Origin of the sequence: Sulfurospirillum sp. SCADC (assembly GCF_000743525.1) — a bacterium.
Lineage (GTDB): Bacteria > Campylobacterota > Campylobacteria > Campylobacterales > Sulfurospirillaceae > Sulfurospirillum.
The window spans coordinates 62690-79026 of sequence record NZ_JQGK01000003.1 but is presented as its reverse complement, the minus strand read 5'-3'; the positions used below and the strand labels follow the sequence as shown (position 1 = coordinate 79026).

The following is a 16337-nucleotide window of genomic DNA, read 5'->3' as shown; positions in this document are numbered from 1 at the left end:
TTAGTCTATTTTCTTTTTCAAATCACCCTTATAGACGATGTCTTTAAGCGCAATCGTTTCATCATTGAGTATCTCTGGAACACTGGGCGCGTGCGCTAGCATTTCGCGTTGTTCGTCGAGTTCATCTTCGCTGTATGCCATCATCATATCGGCGCAGATGACATGCGGAATCTTCTCGATTTGCTTCATTTTTGCCATCTCTTCATCAAGGTTTTCACCCTCAATCGTCACGACAATTTTGCCCGTTTGCTCATCGCAAAAATGGTAATCACAAAAATCGCTCGCCTCGCAAATCGCGATGATCTCTTTTACATGTAAAGGCTTGGTTTGTATCACAATACTTGAAATATTCATGGGAGTCTCCAAATCATAATAAATTGATCGTCGCTGCTACTGACCAGCTCTTTATCCGTAGCAAAAACGATGGTATTGAGCGTACTTTTCTGCCCTTTGAGCGTATGGACTTTGGTTTTCGTGGCAAGGTCAAACAGGACAATATCGTTTTGTTCATTCAAGGCAAACGCGCCAAATTTTAGGCTAGGACTCAGAGCGCCTGCATAGATCAGAAACGAGCCATCAAAGCGATCATACGCCCTACTTTTAAGATCGTAAATAATGCCACGTCGATCTTGCCCTGCACAGAGAATTTTCTCTTTTTTAAAGTCAACGTTGTAGACATTGTCCACATTGCCACCTTTGAGCACTTTGATGATGTTACCACTGAGCGCATCAAAGACGGTTATCTCACCCGATTCGCACGAACTTGCCACCATGGTTTTGGTTTCATTCAACGCAAAATCGCTAAAGTGCGAAGAGGAAGGCTGAACGCGGTAGATCTCTTTGTGTGCGCCAATGTCCCAGAGTAAAAATTCATTGCTCAAAAGAGCGACTAAAATGCGGTTTTTATCGACAAATTTCGCTTTGGAGATGAAAAGATTGGCATGCGCATCGATGAGCACTTTGGGTTTGCCCTCCTCTATAAGGTAAAGCTCACGTGCTCCACTGCTGGCTTGAACGACTGCTAAAAGCGTGTTACCTAACATATCGACCGAAAAAACTTTGGGAGCGACCTCATCGCCGGTAAAGTCTTTAATCGTGGGGAGAACAATCTGAGCAAGTTTTGAAGCATCCTCCATCTTAAAAATCTCAACCGTACCCACACTCGTTCCTGCGATGATTTTACCCTCGGAAAGCGCTATGTGTTGTACATTTCCACGTGCTTGAATAATGCTTCGAGGGCTCAGTTCGGCACTGAAAAGTACGCTCACACACAGGCTCATGATCAAAAAATACCTCATACCTTTACCTCCTCTTTGATGAGAATCGCACTGCTTGGGCAGATGCTTACACACATGCCACAGCCAGTGCAGACATCCATCTCGACATGTGGGCGAAACAATCCTAAAAATAAAATAGCCCTAGGCTCACACGCATCCAAACAGCTGTTGCACAAACTTTGATGCCATGCCATACAGCTCAAGATGTCGATTTGCGCTTTTACATGTAAAGCTTTTTGATCTTTACATGTAAGACTCAAAACATCACTCGGACACGCACTTGCGCACGCTTCACAAAAGGTACATCCACCTTTGGTAAAGTCTAAGCAAGGCGTATGGTCGGCACCTAGGAAGATGATCTTTTCTTCACAGGCGTTCATGCACGGTGACTCGTTACATGTAACGCAATGATCTAAAAAATCATACCCCTCTTGATGATACGGTGGGCGCACCACACTGGGCTCTTTTTGAATTTTTTGTGCGCTTTTCCTACCAAAAAGAGAGGTAAAAACCCCTCTTCTGCTGCTATTTTGCATGCTTATTTCACGCCGTCATTGAGTGTATCAAGAAGGTTTGAACGTTGTGCACCATTTGCTTTACGATACTCTGGTTTAAATTCATTTTTAACCAAAGGCTCGTTTGCCGATTGTGGCGCATGGCATGCGGTACAGTTGTAACGAGCTTGACTCATCTCCGTGAGCACCTTTTGCGTTCGCATATCAAAAAAGTGCGACTTTGGAATCGGCGTCGCTTTCACTGCCTCTGCCACTTCTGGCATATGGCATCCTGTACACGCATTGCTCTCTTTGCTGATCTCCATCATACCCTCAACATCATGCGGAATCATAGGAGGCGCGTTTTCAAACGAACGTTGAATCACTTTAGATTCACCTGCACTCACCGTCGAGTACGATGTTGGCTCACTTACAACGCTCTTTTCGCTGTAGAGATCCACCTTTCTAAGCCCTAATTCCTCTTCGTTGTACGACTGAGACACAGCACATCCCGTTGCTATCATCATACCTAACAAAGAACCCATTATTAATGTTTTTGTATTGATCATTCTTTTTCTCCTACATTTGTGTTAATGTAATTCCTCACGCCAAAAGAGAGTGCATCACTCTCACACACCTCAACGCATCTACCACAGTTGGTACACTCACCTGATGTGATCGCGCCACTTTGCTTCGAAATGATGCCAAGCACCTGTTTTTCAGGGCAAATCTCTTTACATTTCATGCACAAGGTACACTTCGTATGATCGTGCTTTACACGAATCAAACTAAGCCTCCCCACCAGAGCGTAAAATCCACCCAAAGGACAGATGTGTCCACACCAGCCATTTTTCACCGCAAACAGGTCGAACAGATAGATGCACAGTATGGGCGCCATACTAAGCCCCATACCAAAGATGATGCCTCGGCTTAAAATCCCGATAGGACTGACCATCTCAAATGCTGCAACCCCTGTGATAAACGAGAGTATCAGGCTCAGAGCTAAAACCCAGTACCGAACACTGCGACTGAGCCAAAGTTTTTTTTCAATCGTTTTATCGAGTAAAAGACCCCTGCGTGTTGCATTGGCTGCGTCCGTTACCATGTTGATCGGGCAGACCCATGAACAAAAGGCACGACCTCCGACAACAATGTAAAATAGCAGGATTAAAGCGCCACCCACAAGGACATCTACGCCTAAAAGTGCTCCAGCTGTTAACATCTGCAACAGGGCAAACGGATCGGCTAAGGGAAGTTTATGAAACACCAAAGAGGCACTCAACGTACCACTTAAGAGCATAAAACCATAGCTATTGGCAGCGACAAATAAGCCAAGAATGCCCAGCTGAGTCAAACGTCGTGCCATCATAAAACGGTGGCTTCGTATCCATTCTCTCATTTGAACATCTCCTCATTCGCGTTTAAATAGTCTGTCGCAGACTTCTCGCTCCGTTTGGTATGCGTCGTGACATCGCCCTGCTCTTTTTCTAAGCGTTTCTCATCCCCTTGCTCCCAGCCTTTAATGTAGTGAGAGCCGATACTTCCTTTGGCAATTTCCAAAGGAAGCACATGAATCGCCGCTTTTTCAGTAACACATGCCCTCTCGCACAAGCCACACCCTGTACAGGTCAGGCTATTGACCACGGGTGTCAAATAGGCATGTTTGCCGGTTCGCTCATTGCGTTTGTACTCTAACTTAATCGCACTGTCCATAATCGGACACGCTCGATAACACGCATCACACTGAATCCCCCAAAATGCAATGCACGACTCCACGTCAACGACGGCAAGCCCCATACGTGCTTGAGTGATGTCAAGTTCATTCACACCCTCTGTGATCTTAGAAACACGTTTTGCTTCCAATGCTCCACTTGGGCACACAGGCACACAGGGTATGTCAGGGCACATATAACACGGAACCTCTCTCGGAATATAAAAAGGCGTTCCCAGTGGCTTTGTATCTCCGGGTTTGGCAAGGATGAGCGTATCGTACGGACACGCAGTAACGCACTGCCCACACTTGATACACAAGCGCATAAAGTCTGCCTCAAGAGCTGCCCCAGGCGGTCTTAAAATCAAAGGAGTGCCCTTCGCCTCTTCCAAATACCCTGTCCACACCATGCCACCCAGAGCCATCAGTCCACCGCCTTGAGCCATCAAAGCAAGGAATTTACGACGGTCTGAGATTGCGATTTTGTCGGTTGTTTTCATCGTTATGATTAGGCTTTATAAAGCTTAACCGCACATTTTTTATAGTCTGTCTGTTTTGAGATCGGACATGTTGCATCGAGGCACACTTTGTTGATAAACACTTTTTCATCAAACCAAGGCACAAACACAAGCCCTCGTGGGGTTCGGTTACGTCCACGCGTCTCGACACGTGCTTTACACGACCCTCTTCGACTCTCCATCCAAATCAATTCGCCTTGTTTAAAGCCTTTCATTTTTGCATCTTCAGGGTGCATATAACACAATGCTTCAGGAACAGCGCGGTAAAGCTCAGGAACCCTCATTGTCATCGTGCCACTGTGCCAGTGCTCTAACACACGTCCTGTACACAACCATGTATCGTACTGGGCATCTGGCATTTCGCATGGATCCATATAGGGTCTAAAGAAAATTTTTGCTTTGTTTTTCAAAGAGAAGGTCTCTTCGGTGGTTGGTTTTACAAGATTGCCACGTTTGAGTGCTTTTGCTGCGCTACCGTAAAATGCAAACTCACCGTTATTGGCTTTTGCCGCATACGGGTCGTACTTCGCATTAAAGCGCCATTGGGTCTCTTTGCCATCGACGACGGGCCATTTAAGACCTCTGACTTTATGATACGTGTCAAAATCCGCCAAGTCATGTCCATGACCTAGTCCAAATTGGCGATACTCTTCCCATAAAGCTTTTTGCAAGAAGAAACCATAGCCCTTCCACGCTTTGCCATCGCTGCCCATTACGCCACGCTTATCCCCGAACACTTCAGAGTTATCAAACCCTTCCCCAATCGGGTCTTTTGCTTTGAATGATTTGAAAAATTCATTGGCAAAGAGAACATCATAAAGGGTGTCAGTTTCTTTGTACCCCATCGCTTTTGCAGCTTCGATGACATTTGGAAGCTTGCCATCTTTGATCGGTTGCTCACCCCAAACCTCTTTAATCGTAAAGCGTTTGGAAAGCTCAACCCACTGCCATGTGTCACTCATCGCATCACCAACGGGGAGGACTTGCTGTCTCCAGTGTTGTGTACGACGCTCTGCATTGCCGTATGATCCCCATTTTTCATAAATCATCGCAGAAGGCAAGATAAGATCAGACACTTTAGCCGAAATGCCAGGATACGCATCCGAACAGACGATAAAATTGTCCAAATTACGAGCCGCTTTGATCCAGTGTTCCGCATTGGCGGTGTCTTGGTAAGGATTGCACACATTGACCCATGCAAATTTTATTTTTCCACTCTCGATTTGACGGTGAATATTCATAATATGTTGATACCCCATGGGGTTGAGTGTGCCCGCAGGGAGTTTCCAAATTTTTTCACTGACCGCTCTGTGGGCAGGGATAGAAACGTCCATATCGGCTGGAAGTCTGTGGGTGAATGTTCCCACTTCTCGTGCCGTTCCACACGCACTCGGTTGTCCTGTCAATGAGAACGCACCTGAACCTGGTTTGGCTTGTTTTCCCAATAAAAAGTGAACCATATACGATTGCTCATTGACCCACGTACCACGTTGATGTTGGTTAAAGCCCATCGTCCAAAAGCTGACAACTTTACGATTTTTATCGATATACAGATTGGCAAGTGTTTGCAGTTTTGCTTTGAAATCCTCAAGGCTCTCATCGGGATTGCCTTTAGAAATTTTCGCAACGTAGTCTAAGGTGTAAGGCTCCAACGCTTTTTTGAAATCTTCAAAGGTAATTTCCCAGTGAGCCCCAGCAGCGCCTGCTTTGTCCATTTTCATGGTATCGCCCACTTTGACACCTAAGTGAGCAAGACCGGGAGCCTCTTTTTCACTAATGACTTTGGCATCTTCTTTTTTAATGATTTCAAGCTCTTTTGCAGAATACCCTAGCTTCTTTGCTTCGGCTTCTGTGCGCATTCCATACCCAATATTGGCAAAACCTGTTGCAAAAATAGTATGTTTTTTAACAAAATCCCAATCAATAGATTCGGGATGGTTGTACACAATTTCACGCGCAATATAATTCCACATCGCAAGGTCGGTACTTGGAGAGAAGATAATCTCAAGATCGGCTAAGTCAGAACAGCGGTGCGTATAGGTCGAAATATTGACCACTTTGACTTTATCGGGATCTGTTAATTTACGATCGCTCACCCGTGACCACAAAATCGGGTGCATCTCTGCCATATTGGCGCCCCACGTCACAATCGTGTCGGTGAGTTCGATGTCATCGTAACAGCCTGCTGGCTCATCGATGCCAAAGGTTTGCATAAAACCAGCAACCGCTGATGCCATACAGTGACGGGCATTAGGATCAATTCCATTGGCACGAAATCCCGCTTTCATAAGCTTCGCCGCGGCATAGCCTTCTTGAATCGTGTATTGACCGGAACCAAAAACACCAATGGCTTCAGGACCTCCGACTTTAAAAGCGGCTTTGATGTGTTTTTCCATCTCGTCAAACGCACGTTTCCATGAAACAGGTTTGAATTGACCTTTTTTGTCAAATTCGCCTTTGTCGTTCATCCGAAGAAGTGGCTCTTTAAGACGATCCGCTCCGTACATAATTTTGGCATTAAAATAGCCCTTGATGCAGTTCAGTCCGCGATTGACGGGAGCTGCTGGATCACCTTTGACTGCGACGATTTTACCCTCTTTGGTCGCAACCATAATACCACAACCGGTACCACAGAATCGGCAAACGGATTTGTCCCAACGCCAATCTTTTTCGGCGTGTTCCCCTGCGGCCTTAAGCTCGGAAGGCACGCTAATGCCCACCGCAGCAGCAGCGCTCACAGCGGCAGATGTTTTTAAAAAGTCTCTTCTTGAAAGCGACATGTTGAAACCTCCTGATTTGAGTTACGAGGTCATTCTATCACTTAGCAAAAATCCAATCTATGACTTAAGTCAATATTTTAGTTTTGTAAATTTAATTTTGTGGGGATTTTGGGTTTACATGTAAAAAAGAGATGTAACGTTATTTACCAGAATTCTATGAGTTTGTGGCAGATAAAAAGTAGCCTCTCCCTTTCTACTTTTCATTATAAATTTCTAAATTTTTAGACCCTTCTTCGCAACTAGCAGTTTGGGTGATTTATATAAAATTGTTTCTATTCCTCACGTTTCAAAAGATGAACTTGAGCAAATCGCCGAGGCGAAAGCATCTAGAGACATTCTTGTACATAATGCGGGTATTATAAACCAAATATATATTCAAAAGTCGGGCAATGCTTCACGATTTACCAACTTCTACCAAAACCAATTCCACTTCATCGTTATTGATTTTGTAGATGAGCAGTAAATCGGGTTTAATGTGACACTCCCGACATCCTTTATAGTTGCCTATCAGAAAATGATCTTTGTATTTTTCATCCAAACTTTCACCCTGAGCAAGTTTAACAACAATCGTTAAAACAAGTTCTTGCTCAGATGAAGAGAGCTTTTTATAGGCTTTTTTGAAAGAAGATGTACGAAAGATGGAGTATTTCATGACTCAAGATCAGCTTTTAATGCTTCGATGGAATCAAATGATTTTCCTTCTCTCTTCTCTAGCTCTTTGAGTGCTTTTTTCATTCTCTCCGTTGGCACTTTTAACTCAAAAGGGATGGAATACGTCATAACGACTTGCTTACAAAAAAGGTTAATTCCCTCACTCAGGCTCATACCATACTGTTTTAATACTTCCGAGGCAATCAGCTTTGTCTCTTCATCGATGCGAACACTGGTACTGGTTCTCATGGTGTCTCCTTTTTTATAAAATTGTACCACAAACGTAGTACAATTACAAACAATTTAACGACTCTTCTTAAGTAAAAATTCCCGTCCAACTTTGACCCTTGGCACACCACCGTAAGCGATGATGTCGGCTGTGGCATTGGTTTCACTCCATTTATCGGGTAGAAAAGAGCCTGTACCGATGATGTCGATGGGCGCTTTTGCCCATGCCATTGAGCGGCATTTTTGCGGTGTGAAGCCTGAAGAGGCGATGATGCGTACTTTTGGAAATCCTGCGTTGTCCAGAGATTCCCTCATACTCCATAGTGCCGCGGCTGAAACACCTGTGCCGATCAGGTCGTGCAACTCGGCTTCCGTGCGGTAATCGCGCACGGCATCGGGTGCATGGCGTTCTAGGACATGGTAACTTTTTTGCGTATCAAGTCCTTCCAAAAAGCGTCCACCGTGGGTATCGAGGCGCACGGCGATCTTTCCCTCGTGCGCCAAGCCTGCAAAGGCATTACAGACTTCCAAGGTATCGGTGATTTCTTGACCAAAATAGTCCGCTAAGATGGGGATATTCTCTTTGGGGAAGCATTCATGGAACATTTGAGCCGCTTTTAGCGTTGAGCCAGAGTAACCGATGAGAGCGTGAGGAACCGTGCCCAGCCCTTTTTCACGTCCGAAAAAATGAGCCGTTGCATCGGTTGCATTGCCGATAAATCCTACCGCTCCCAGTTTACTTTGTGCCACGTTTGAGCCAACCGATGCCCCATACGCCATCATCTCAGCCATTTCTGTACCTGCACAATGGCGCGCGTCCATCGCTAAAAAAGCGACATTGGGGAGTATTTGGCACATCTCATAGGCATTGTAAGCGGCAACACACGCGGAGCCTAGCTTTTGTAAGATGAGCGTTTCGAGTTCCACCAAAAAAGCAAACGAACCGCTGAGATAAAACAAAGGCTCGCCTGCACCGACCCATTCGCCCTCTTCGTGCAGCATTTCGATGGTAACTCTCATGCCGTCCTTTTTCGCTTGTGCTTGAATCCACTGCGTAGCTAAACGCGTTGCGCAAAGTACGGGGCGACGTAAAAAGAACGCATACGTGACGTCTGTGTCTCCGAAATGTTCGATGATCGCTTTGGTGTTTGAAAAGTATTTATCGGTCCATGAGGAGATGTTGATTGAATCAGATTTGTGACTGTTTTGCATGCAGATCCTTGTCGTTTCATCTTCACTTTATAGTCTCCTTTTGCTATAAAATTGCTGAGAAAAAAGGAAATATCGTAAATTTTTAACGTCTAGCCGCTTTTACATGTAACGCTATTTTCATGCTACGATCTTACAGTAAAATTTTTTGATTAAAAATCTCATTTAAGGAAAAGTTATGGCAGTAAAAATTACAGATATTTGTATCTCATGTGGCGCCTGTATTGATGAGTGTCCTGTGGAGGCTATTGTGGATGATAGCGACAACCCAACAGGAGCAGATATTTATTATGTTTATCCAGACAAATGTGTTGAGTGTGTAGATCATCATGGCTCACCAGCGTGTATGGAAGCCTGTCCAACAGAGGGCTGTATTGTTTTAGGTGCGTAATTGCATGTCATTAAGGCAGGCTTGACCTGCCTTCTTCTCTTCTGCAATTTTTTACGTTAAACATAATCATCCGCATGGTATAGTAATGGCTTCGTTTTAAGAAGGACATCCATGCGATATTTGATTCTGATGACGCTGATCTGGGCGTTTTCGTTTAGTTTTATTGGCGAAGTTTTATCTGGGAAAATCGATAGCTATTTTGCTGTCTTAGTGCGTGTTTCCCTTGCCTCACTTCTCTTTTTACCCTTCACAAAATTTCGAGGAATCGCTACGGAATTAAAACTGAAAATCATGCTGATCGGCAGTGTACAAATAGGCATGATGTACCTCTTTTTCTACCAATCCTTTCTGTTTCTTAGCGTGCCTGAGGTCATTCTTTTCACCATTTTTACCCCCATTTACGTGACGTTAGCTTATGATGCTTTAAAAAAAGAGTTCAAACCCCTGTATCTTGTGAGCACGGGTGTGGCGGTTTTGGGAGCGTATATCATCCGTTACCACGATGTGACATCGCAGTTTATTACCGGTTTTTTGATGATACAAGGGGCCAATATCTGTTTTGCCATCGGGCAAAGTGCCTATAAAAAAGTGATGGAGTCGCATCAAAACATCTCACAACGCGACGTGTTTGGGTACTTTCATTTTGGAGCCTTGATCGTCAGTTTAGTTGCGTTTGGATGGTTTGGCAGCACAGAAAAACTCTCCCCAACCTTCACACAATGGGGCGTTTTACTGTGGCTGGGCGTCGTAGCCTCAGGGCTTGGGTATTTTCTATGGAACAAGGGCGTGTGTGAAGTCGATGCAGGCGTGCTTGGCATCATGAACAATGCTTTAGTTCCCGCAGGATTAGTGATGAACCTTCTCATTTGGGGAACACCAACCAATTACACCTTGCTCGCTTTGGGAAGCGGTGTCATCGCCTTTTCATTGTGGTTGCATCATTTTTTTATGAAGCGGTATCAGACCCATTGATTTAAAAGATCGGGCACGCTTTGCCGTAACAATACTGGTTAAATTTCTTCTGATCGCATTTGGTTTCTCTCTCAGCCAAAAGCTTTACATGTAAAAACGTTTCGGACAACGATGAGGCGATGTTGAGCGCTGTCCAGACTTCCCTGTGACAACAACGAGCCGCTTCGTATTCGGCGATTTTGCCGAGCACCGCGTACGTTACTTTTTGAGCTGTGGAGCGCGCTTTTTTTGCTACGGGTGAAGCCTCTAACAAAATGGCAAAACCAATGCCAACACCGCTTGCCGCACCACAAATTCCTAAAAACCCACACGCGCCACCCATCACGCTAGAACCTCTTGAAATGGCGGCTTTAAGTGCATTTTCGGGCAGTTTTCCACCACTGTTTTTATAGGCAGTTACGATGATGACAGGCACCATCGCGTGGTGTTCAGGACCGTGTTTTGGGATGCTGGGGTGTTCTCTGATTTGCCTAAAAAGTTTGAGCATATCACGCTCTTGGGATGTTGCACAGAGATGCTCTATCACCGCTAATGCCTCTTTAGAGTGACACGCATCGCAGACATAATGCCCCTCTTTACATGTAACGCTTTGATGACTGATACTTCCGCAGTAGGAGCATGTGGCTTCTTCAAGCGTCGCCTTATAGACAAGCTCTGAGGAGCAGACCATGCAGTTATGATTTTGTTTAGGTGCTACACTAAAGGAAACCTTTGCTGTAGGTGCCACTAAAAGGCTTGATTTCGCCTCAGGCGGTGTCGCACACGAACAGCTTTGCCCCTCTTGGTTGGTGGCATTTCCCTTTTCATCGAGTAGAAACAGCTCGCTTTCCAACCGTTTCGCCAACGCCTCATCGATACGTGTTTTGATGCCTTTAAACAGCACAACACCGTTGTCCAACGCGAGGCTCTCGCCCACACCTTTATAGATGACTTCGATCCTCTTTTGTTCACTGGATTTGTACGCCTCAAAGGTGAGCGAGTAAAAATTGTGCCCTTGCACTTCACGGTAAAAAAAGCGTTTGATAAGCGCAATATGCTCAAACCCACTCTCACGAAGCAGTCCTAAAAGATGGGTTTGCGTAAGCGCTCCACCGATGCACTCGCCACTCAGTTTCGCATCATTGCGGATGATAGCGCTCGCCTCTTCATCGCAGATGACATCGGAGACCACAAGCCTTCCACCCTTTTTCAGCACCCGAAAGATTTCCGCAAAGAGTTTGCGTTTATGACTGGAGAGATTGAGCACGCAGTTGGAAGTGATGACATCAAAACTCCCCTCATTTTCAGGCAATGCTTCAAGGTAGCCTTTGGCAAACGTGAGGTTGCTATACCCCAGACTTTGAGCCACCTCTTCTGCCCCACTTCGCGCGATTTTCAGCATCGAGTCGAGCATATCAACCCCCACCACACGCCCATTTTTACCCACCAATTTGGAGGCGATAAAACACTCAATGCCTCTGCCTGAACCCAAATCTAGCATCGACTCACCCTGCTTTAGTTTCGCATCTAAGATAGGACTTCCACAGCCGTAGCCTCGAAAGCGCAAATGGGAGGGAATATGCGAAAGGTACTGCTCTTCGTAGCACGCAGGATTGAGAATGCTTTCCTTATCTTCCAATGCCGCATCATGGTAAAAGGCTTTGACCAAGCGCAACGACTCGCTCTCCCCAGTGGCAAGCAGACAGTTCGCATGGGTATGCGCCACGCCCTCATTTGCCCCACAACTGTAAAGAATGTCGCCCATCTCCAAACATAAAGCAGGCTTTACATGTAAAGATTCAAACTGCTTCGCCTCTTGCAGGATCAGCCACAATGCGAGCTTTTCCAACAGCGGTTCATACGGGTCATCGCCCATCACTGTTTTGGCATGCGAAAAGCTGTGGTCTAAGTCGCCGCCACCAAGTAAAAAGCGCAGTGGTGAAGAGAGTGCGGTGATGGAATGCGACGCAATGTCTTTAGCCACTCTGCTTTCAAGTGCTTCAGCAATGCTCTCTCCTTCCATCCAAAGTGCGCCCTCGCCGACCATCGCCGCACTGGGGTAAAAGTGCCCATCGTAACCTAAAGCGATGGAACTGCGCCCTGAACTTGAGCCGTCATGCACCGTGCCTTTTGGCGCGAAGATTTGTGTTTTCAGGGCTTCAAAATTGTCGATGACAAGTCCTAACGTTTGCGCTTTTTGATAGGCGTTTGTGAGCGCGTTAAAGAGCGTGTCATGCGCTATCAAGCCCTCATCAACGCCTCGTCCACGCGAAAAGTACCATAAGAAATGCAGATGACCCGCTTTAAGTGCGCTTGCCAACGTCACAATCGCATCTAAACTGTGGATATTCAGTGGATGCAGACAGACCGAAAGCGAGAACGAATACCCTGCTTTTTGAAGCCAAAGGATGTTGCGCTCAAGTTTCTCAAAACTCCCAACGCCTCGAATCGCATCATGCTCTTTAGGCAATCCATCAAGGCTGATTTGGAAGTGCAGACGTGAGGTTGGGAAGTCTTTACATGTAAAGACTTTTTCAAGCAAGATGCCATTGGTTAAAATGACCACTTCGGTGTCGCTCATCGCTAAAATTATCTCCACCAAAGCCAACAGTTCAGGATGCACCAACGGCTCACCACCGCTGATGATAAAAAGCCGACAGCCAAGAGTGTACGCCTCATTTACATGTAAAGCAATCGTCTCGAAATTCAGCGTATCTTTCTCTTTAGGTGAAGAGCTAAAAAGGCAGTGCGTACAGCTAAGATTGCAACGGTTGGTGAGGTGTATCCAAAACTCGTGAAGAGCTGTTTTGGAAGAGGATTTGGGTGTGTAAACCAGCGGATTGGGCTCTGAGATGCGGTGTTTTAACGTCTCATACGCAAGGCTTTTTTCCGCACTTTGTAAAAGCGCATCTGCACTTGCATTTGGCACAAACCAGTCTGCACTAAAACGGTGCACGTAAATCGGACGCTCTTCAAAAACGATTCTCTGCCAACTATTTTTCATACGCTTCTAACCTCTTTTTGACACGGTGTTTTAAAATCATTGAAATCACGACAAGTACGCCCAATAAACCTACCGAAATGTAAAATTCCCTGCTTCCAAAACTCAGCGATTGTGCTCCGATGTTCGCATACACCAAAACCCCAGGAAGCATGCCCAAAAGCGTTGCCAAGAAAAAATCACGGTAGCGAATCGTAGAAAACCCTGCGCTGTAACTGATGATATTAAACGGCACAAGTGGCACTAAACGAAGGAGTAAAATCACCACAAATCCATGGTTTTGAACGCTTTTTTGAAAGGTAATCAGCTTTTCATGCGCCAATTTTTCACGCATTTTTTTGCCATACAGTCGTGCAAGATAAAACGACAAAGTACCGCCACACAACGCACCTAAAATGATATAAACGCTACCCCACGCAAACCCAAAGATAAGCCCACCGGCAAGCGCTAAAATGCCATCGGGAAAAAAGATGAGGGGTGCAAGCGTGAAAAGGACGATGAAGATCAGCGGTGCGTAGATGCCAAAGCTTTGCACAAAGGTTTGGATCGATTCGACTTGCGCATAAGAGAGCACGCCCATTTTATAAAAGACGAACATCACGATGCCAAAGGCTAAAAACAAAATCACTTTTTTGATGCGTTATCCTTTAAAGCGCTGATTTTCTGGCGTGAGCTAAAACGGTTATACCATTTTTTTAAAGTGCCCGGCACTTCTTGTTTCATCGCAAACGCAGGATTGAAGATGAGATCGAGCAGATGCACCCCGTTTTTACCCCCTTTACTCATCGACTCCGCGCAACTTTGGCAGTAACTGACAATGCTCTCACACTCCGTTTGATGGGCACGAGAACGCATCTGCTCATGCGCTAAGCCCGAATGGGTGAGTTCCAACATGCCCCCACTGCCACAGCAGAGCGTTTTTTCACGGTTTTGTTTGAACTCCTCATAAGGCAATCCGATCTGCATTAAAAGCGTGCGCACATCGTGGTGAATCTCTTTTTCATACCGCGTCGGACACGGGTCATGCAGTGCCATTTTGGGTGCATTTTTATGGCGCTCTTTTGCATGCTCTGGCAGTCCGATTTGAGCTAACAATGAATAAAGCGAGACGATTTTGATATGCGGCACATAGGTTTTAAGACTCATAAAACAGTTCTCACACGCAGTCACCACCGTGGTTGCGCCCATTTTTTCAAGATCACGCTCAAGCTTGGAATGGTAAGTTTGAAACTGCGTCATGTCGCCCATCATGCGTGTGGGTGTGCCACAGCACTGCTGAATGATGCCCATGCCTGAGCATTTGGATTGTAAGTAATGAAAAACCGTATGAATAAGGCGTGGAGAGTACGAGCTCAGCGCACATCCGGGCATAAATGCCATATGCGTGTACGCTCCTTGCGTAAAGCTTTTAGTCGTCGAAAAAAGTCTTGAAAAACTACTTTTTTGGTGGAAGATGACCGCACCATAACCGTACTTTTTCAACACGTTTTTATCTTCCGCAAACTGCGCTTTGGAAGCGGTAAACACCTTTCCAAAGTCGATGTCTTGAGGACACATATGCGCGCAAAGTCCACAATTGGCACAGGCAAATGCCATATCGCTCGAAGGACGTTCCGTGGTAAATTTACTCAGCAATGTTTTGGGAGAAATGGTGAAGCTGTAAAGCATCGGACAGCCCTTCATACAGCTCCTACAGTCTACACACGCCTTTTCATACGCGCTAATCTCACTTTGCACGATACACCCGCTTGATCAGGTAGACCAAAATAGAAACCGCAAACAAGATCAAAAGACCGTAAACGACCGTTTTAGCGCCGCCTGTGAGCATCTCTCCTGCGTACGAATAGACCAACGTTGCAGGCAGTTGCCCCATACCTGTGGCGATCAAAAAAGAGCTCAGCCTCATGGAGGTCAACCCTGCGGCGTAACTCACCACATCAAAGGAGATAAACGGAAGCAGTCTGGCGATCACAATCGCGTACGTGCCATGCTTCTCAAAAAAAGCATCCACGCTTTCCAACGCCATTTTACTGGTGAGTTTTTCGACCACATCGCGACCCAAAAACTTGGCGATGTAAAAACACAACAGTGCTCCCACCATCGCGCTAAACCATGAAAGTGCGGCTCCATACACCCAGCCAAAGAGCGCTGCGTTCGCAAAGGTGATGAGAAACGCTGGAAGTGGTGCCAAGACCGCTTGAAAGACCATCAACGCAAAAGAAACCAAAGGAGCGAGCATGCCAAAGGAGAGAATGTACGCTTTGATAGTTTCGATGTCTAAGCTTTGAAACAGGGCGATCAACTCAAAAAAGAAATGGCGTGTCTGAGGGCAGATAAAAAAAAGGGTAAGCGCGACACCGCTAAGAAGCAGTATCGCGATTTTGGAAGGTTTGAGCATTATTTGCTAACGGCTAAAACATCTTTGATTTTATCGCGAGGCCAACCGTATTGACCGTCTTTGAGCGTTAAGAGTTGTTCTTTTTTGAGCCCTTTTTCAAGGTAAAAGTCATACGCCCTATCTGCTCCTCCACCGCCTCTTGGGCAGACGATGATCACTTTTTGATCTGGCTTAATGTCTGGAAGCAATGCTGCAAGTCGGGCTTTTTCATCCTCGGTTTTAACAGGATACGCATAGGTTTCAAGCGCACCTTTTAAATGCTCTTCCTCAAAATCTTTTTTCTCTTGAATGTCCACCAAGACGATTTTAGAGGCGTCTTCACGCATCAACTTTGCCGTTTCATCCGCTGTAATGTAGTTGTACTTAGCATTTTCTTTCACTTTTCCACCACATCCAATAAGCAATAATGCCGCAAGGGGTAACGCTAACAATGAAGAGAGTTTCATCGATTCTCCTAAGGAAATATTTACATGTAAGGGTTGGGAAATAGACTTCTTTCATAACCCTTGAAAAGATAAAGAGTTTGCTCATAGCACATCACTTTTTTCAATGGGTTATGAAAGAAGTCTAATATATCAAAAAGAGCAGTGTCATGTCATTTTGATGTACGCTTAAACCTTAAGCCGTTACATGATTTGGATGTTATCATAAGCTTTTGTGACTTAGAAAAAGGTTAACACGGTCAATGTTTATTGACTGATTTTGCTATAATGGCGCTTTGACATGTA

At 45.5% G+C, this 16337-nt stretch carries 16 protein-coding genes and 1 pseudogene; 2 read left to right on the top strand and 15 right to left on the bottom strand.

What is annotated here, in order from left to right; all coding sequences use genetic code 11:
• The 10 genes from JU57_RS02780 to JU57_RS02735 all read right to left on the bottom strand — a co-directional run bounded on the left by JU57_RS02780 (position 1) and on the right by JU57_RS02735 (position 8871).
• Entirely contained in the window at positions 1-354 is a 354-nt protein-coding gene (locus JU57_RS02780; protein ID WP_037956675.1) for a chaperone NapD, read from the bottom strand.
• Complete coding sequence (locus tag JU57_RS02775; protein WP_037956672.1) at positions 351-1298, bottom strand: hypothetical protein; 948 nt, start codon at positions 1296-1298, stop codon at positions 351-353. The genes JU57_RS02780 and JU57_RS02775 overlap by 4 nt, the downstream gene beginning before the upstream one ends.
• Positions 1295-1813, bottom strand: a complete 519-nt coding sequence (locus JU57_RS02770) for a ferredoxin-type protein NapF (protein WP_037956668.1) — start codon at positions 1811-1813, stop codon at positions 1295-1297. The genes JU57_RS02775 and JU57_RS02770 overlap by 4 nt, the downstream gene beginning before the upstream one ends.
• 2 nt (positions 1814-1815) lie before the next feature.
• Positions 1816-2340: a nitrate reductase cytochrome c-type subunit gene (locus tag JU57_RS02765; RefSeq protein ID WP_294875482.1), complete on the bottom strand. Its 525-nt coding sequence runs from the start codon at positions 2338-2340 to the stop codon at positions 1816-1818.
• Positions 2337-3170 carry a quinol dehydrogenase ferredoxin subunit NapH gene (gene napH, locus JU57_RS02760; RefSeq protein ID WP_037956665.1) on the bottom strand — a complete coding sequence of 278 codons (834 nt, stop codon included), beginning with the start codon at positions 3168-3170 and terminating at the stop codon, positions 2337-2339. The genes JU57_RS02765 and napH overlap by 4 nt, the downstream gene beginning before the upstream one ends.
• The gene (gene napG, locus JU57_RS02755; protein ID WP_037956662.1) at positions 3167-3982 is read right to left on the bottom strand and encodes a ferredoxin-type protein NapG; all 816 of its coding nucleotides are present in this window, start codon (positions 3980-3982) and stop codon (positions 3167-3169) included. Before napG ends, napH begins: the two co-directional genes overlap by 4 nt.
• Positions 3983-3990: 8 nt before the next feature.
• Positions 3991-6780, bottom strand: coding sequence for a nitrate reductase catalytic subunit NapA (gene napA, locus JU57_RS02750; protein ID WP_037956659.1), 2790 nt, complete (start codon positions 6778-6780; stop codon positions 3991-3993).
• A gap of 394 nt (positions 6781-7174) precedes the next feature.
• A complete protein-coding gene (locus JU57_RS02745; protein ID WP_037956656.1) occupies positions 7175-7432 on the bottom strand; it encodes a type II toxin-antitoxin system YafQ family toxin in 258 nt (85 codons plus the stop codon).
• Complete coding sequence (locus JU57_RS02740; RefSeq protein WP_037956653.1) at positions 7429-7680, bottom strand: type II toxin-antitoxin system RelB/DinJ family antitoxin; 252 nt, start codon at positions 7678-7680, stop codon at positions 7429-7431. Before JU57_RS02740 ends, JU57_RS02745 begins: the two co-directional genes overlap by 4 nt.
• 54 nt (positions 7681-7734) lie before the next feature.
• On the bottom strand, positions 7735-8871 hold the full coding sequence (locus JU57_RS02735; RefSeq protein WP_037956650.1) for a nicotinate phosphoribosyltransferase: 1137 nt from the start codon (positions 8869-8871) through the stop codon (positions 7735-7737).
• Positions 8872-9046: 175 nt separating this feature from the next.
• Between JU57_RS02735 and JU57_RS02730 the strand changes: the two are divergent.
• Positions 9047-9247: pseudogene (locus tag JU57_RS02730) on the top strand (4Fe-4S dicluster domain-containing protein); the annotation flags it as partial.
• Positions 9248-9370: 123 nt separating this feature from the next.
• Positions 9371-10231 (top strand): DMT family transporter, encoded by an 861-nt coding sequence (locus JU57_RS02725; RefSeq protein WP_037956647.1) that lies wholly within the window; start codon positions 9371-9373, stop codon positions 10229-10231.
• Between the two features lies 1 nt (position 10232).
• On the opposite strand, the gene JU57_RS02720 is transcribed toward JU57_RS02725, so the two are convergent.
• Genes JU57_RS02720 through JU57_RS02700 form a run of 5 tightly spaced genes read right to left on the bottom strand, consistent with a single transcriptional unit; the run spans position 10233 to position 16055 of the window.
• Positions 10233-13214, bottom strand: a complete 2982-nt coding sequence (locus JU57_RS02720; protein WP_037956644.1) for a radical SAM protein — start codon at positions 13212-13214, stop codon at positions 10233-10235.
• Positions 13204-13839, bottom strand: coding sequence for a TVP38/TMEM64 family protein (locus JU57_RS02715; RefSeq protein ID WP_051906516.1), 636 nt, complete (start codon positions 13837-13839; stop codon positions 13204-13206). The genes JU57_RS02720 and JU57_RS02715 overlap by 11 nt, the downstream gene beginning before the upstream one ends.
• Positions 13836-14948 (bottom strand): (Fe-S)-binding protein, encoded by a 1113-nt coding sequence (locus JU57_RS02710; RefSeq protein ID WP_294875468.1) that lies wholly within the window; start codon positions 14946-14948, stop codon positions 13836-13838. The genes JU57_RS02715 and JU57_RS02710 overlap by 4 nt, the downstream gene beginning before the upstream one ends.
• Positions 14938-15609 carry a TVP38/TMEM64 family protein gene (locus JU57_RS02705; RefSeq protein ID WP_037956636.1) on the bottom strand — a complete coding sequence of 224 codons (672 nt, stop codon included), beginning with the start codon at positions 15607-15609 and terminating at the stop codon, positions 14938-14940. The genes JU57_RS02710 and JU57_RS02705 overlap by 11 nt, the downstream gene beginning before the upstream one ends.
• Positions 15609-16055 carry a rhodanese-like domain-containing protein gene (locus tag JU57_RS02700; protein ID WP_051906514.1) on the bottom strand — a complete coding sequence of 149 codons (447 nt, stop codon included), beginning with the start codon at positions 16053-16055 and terminating at the stop codon, positions 15609-15611. The genes JU57_RS02705 and JU57_RS02700 overlap by 1 nt, the downstream gene beginning before the upstream one ends.
• Between the last annotated feature and the right edge of the window lie 282 nt (positions 16056-16337).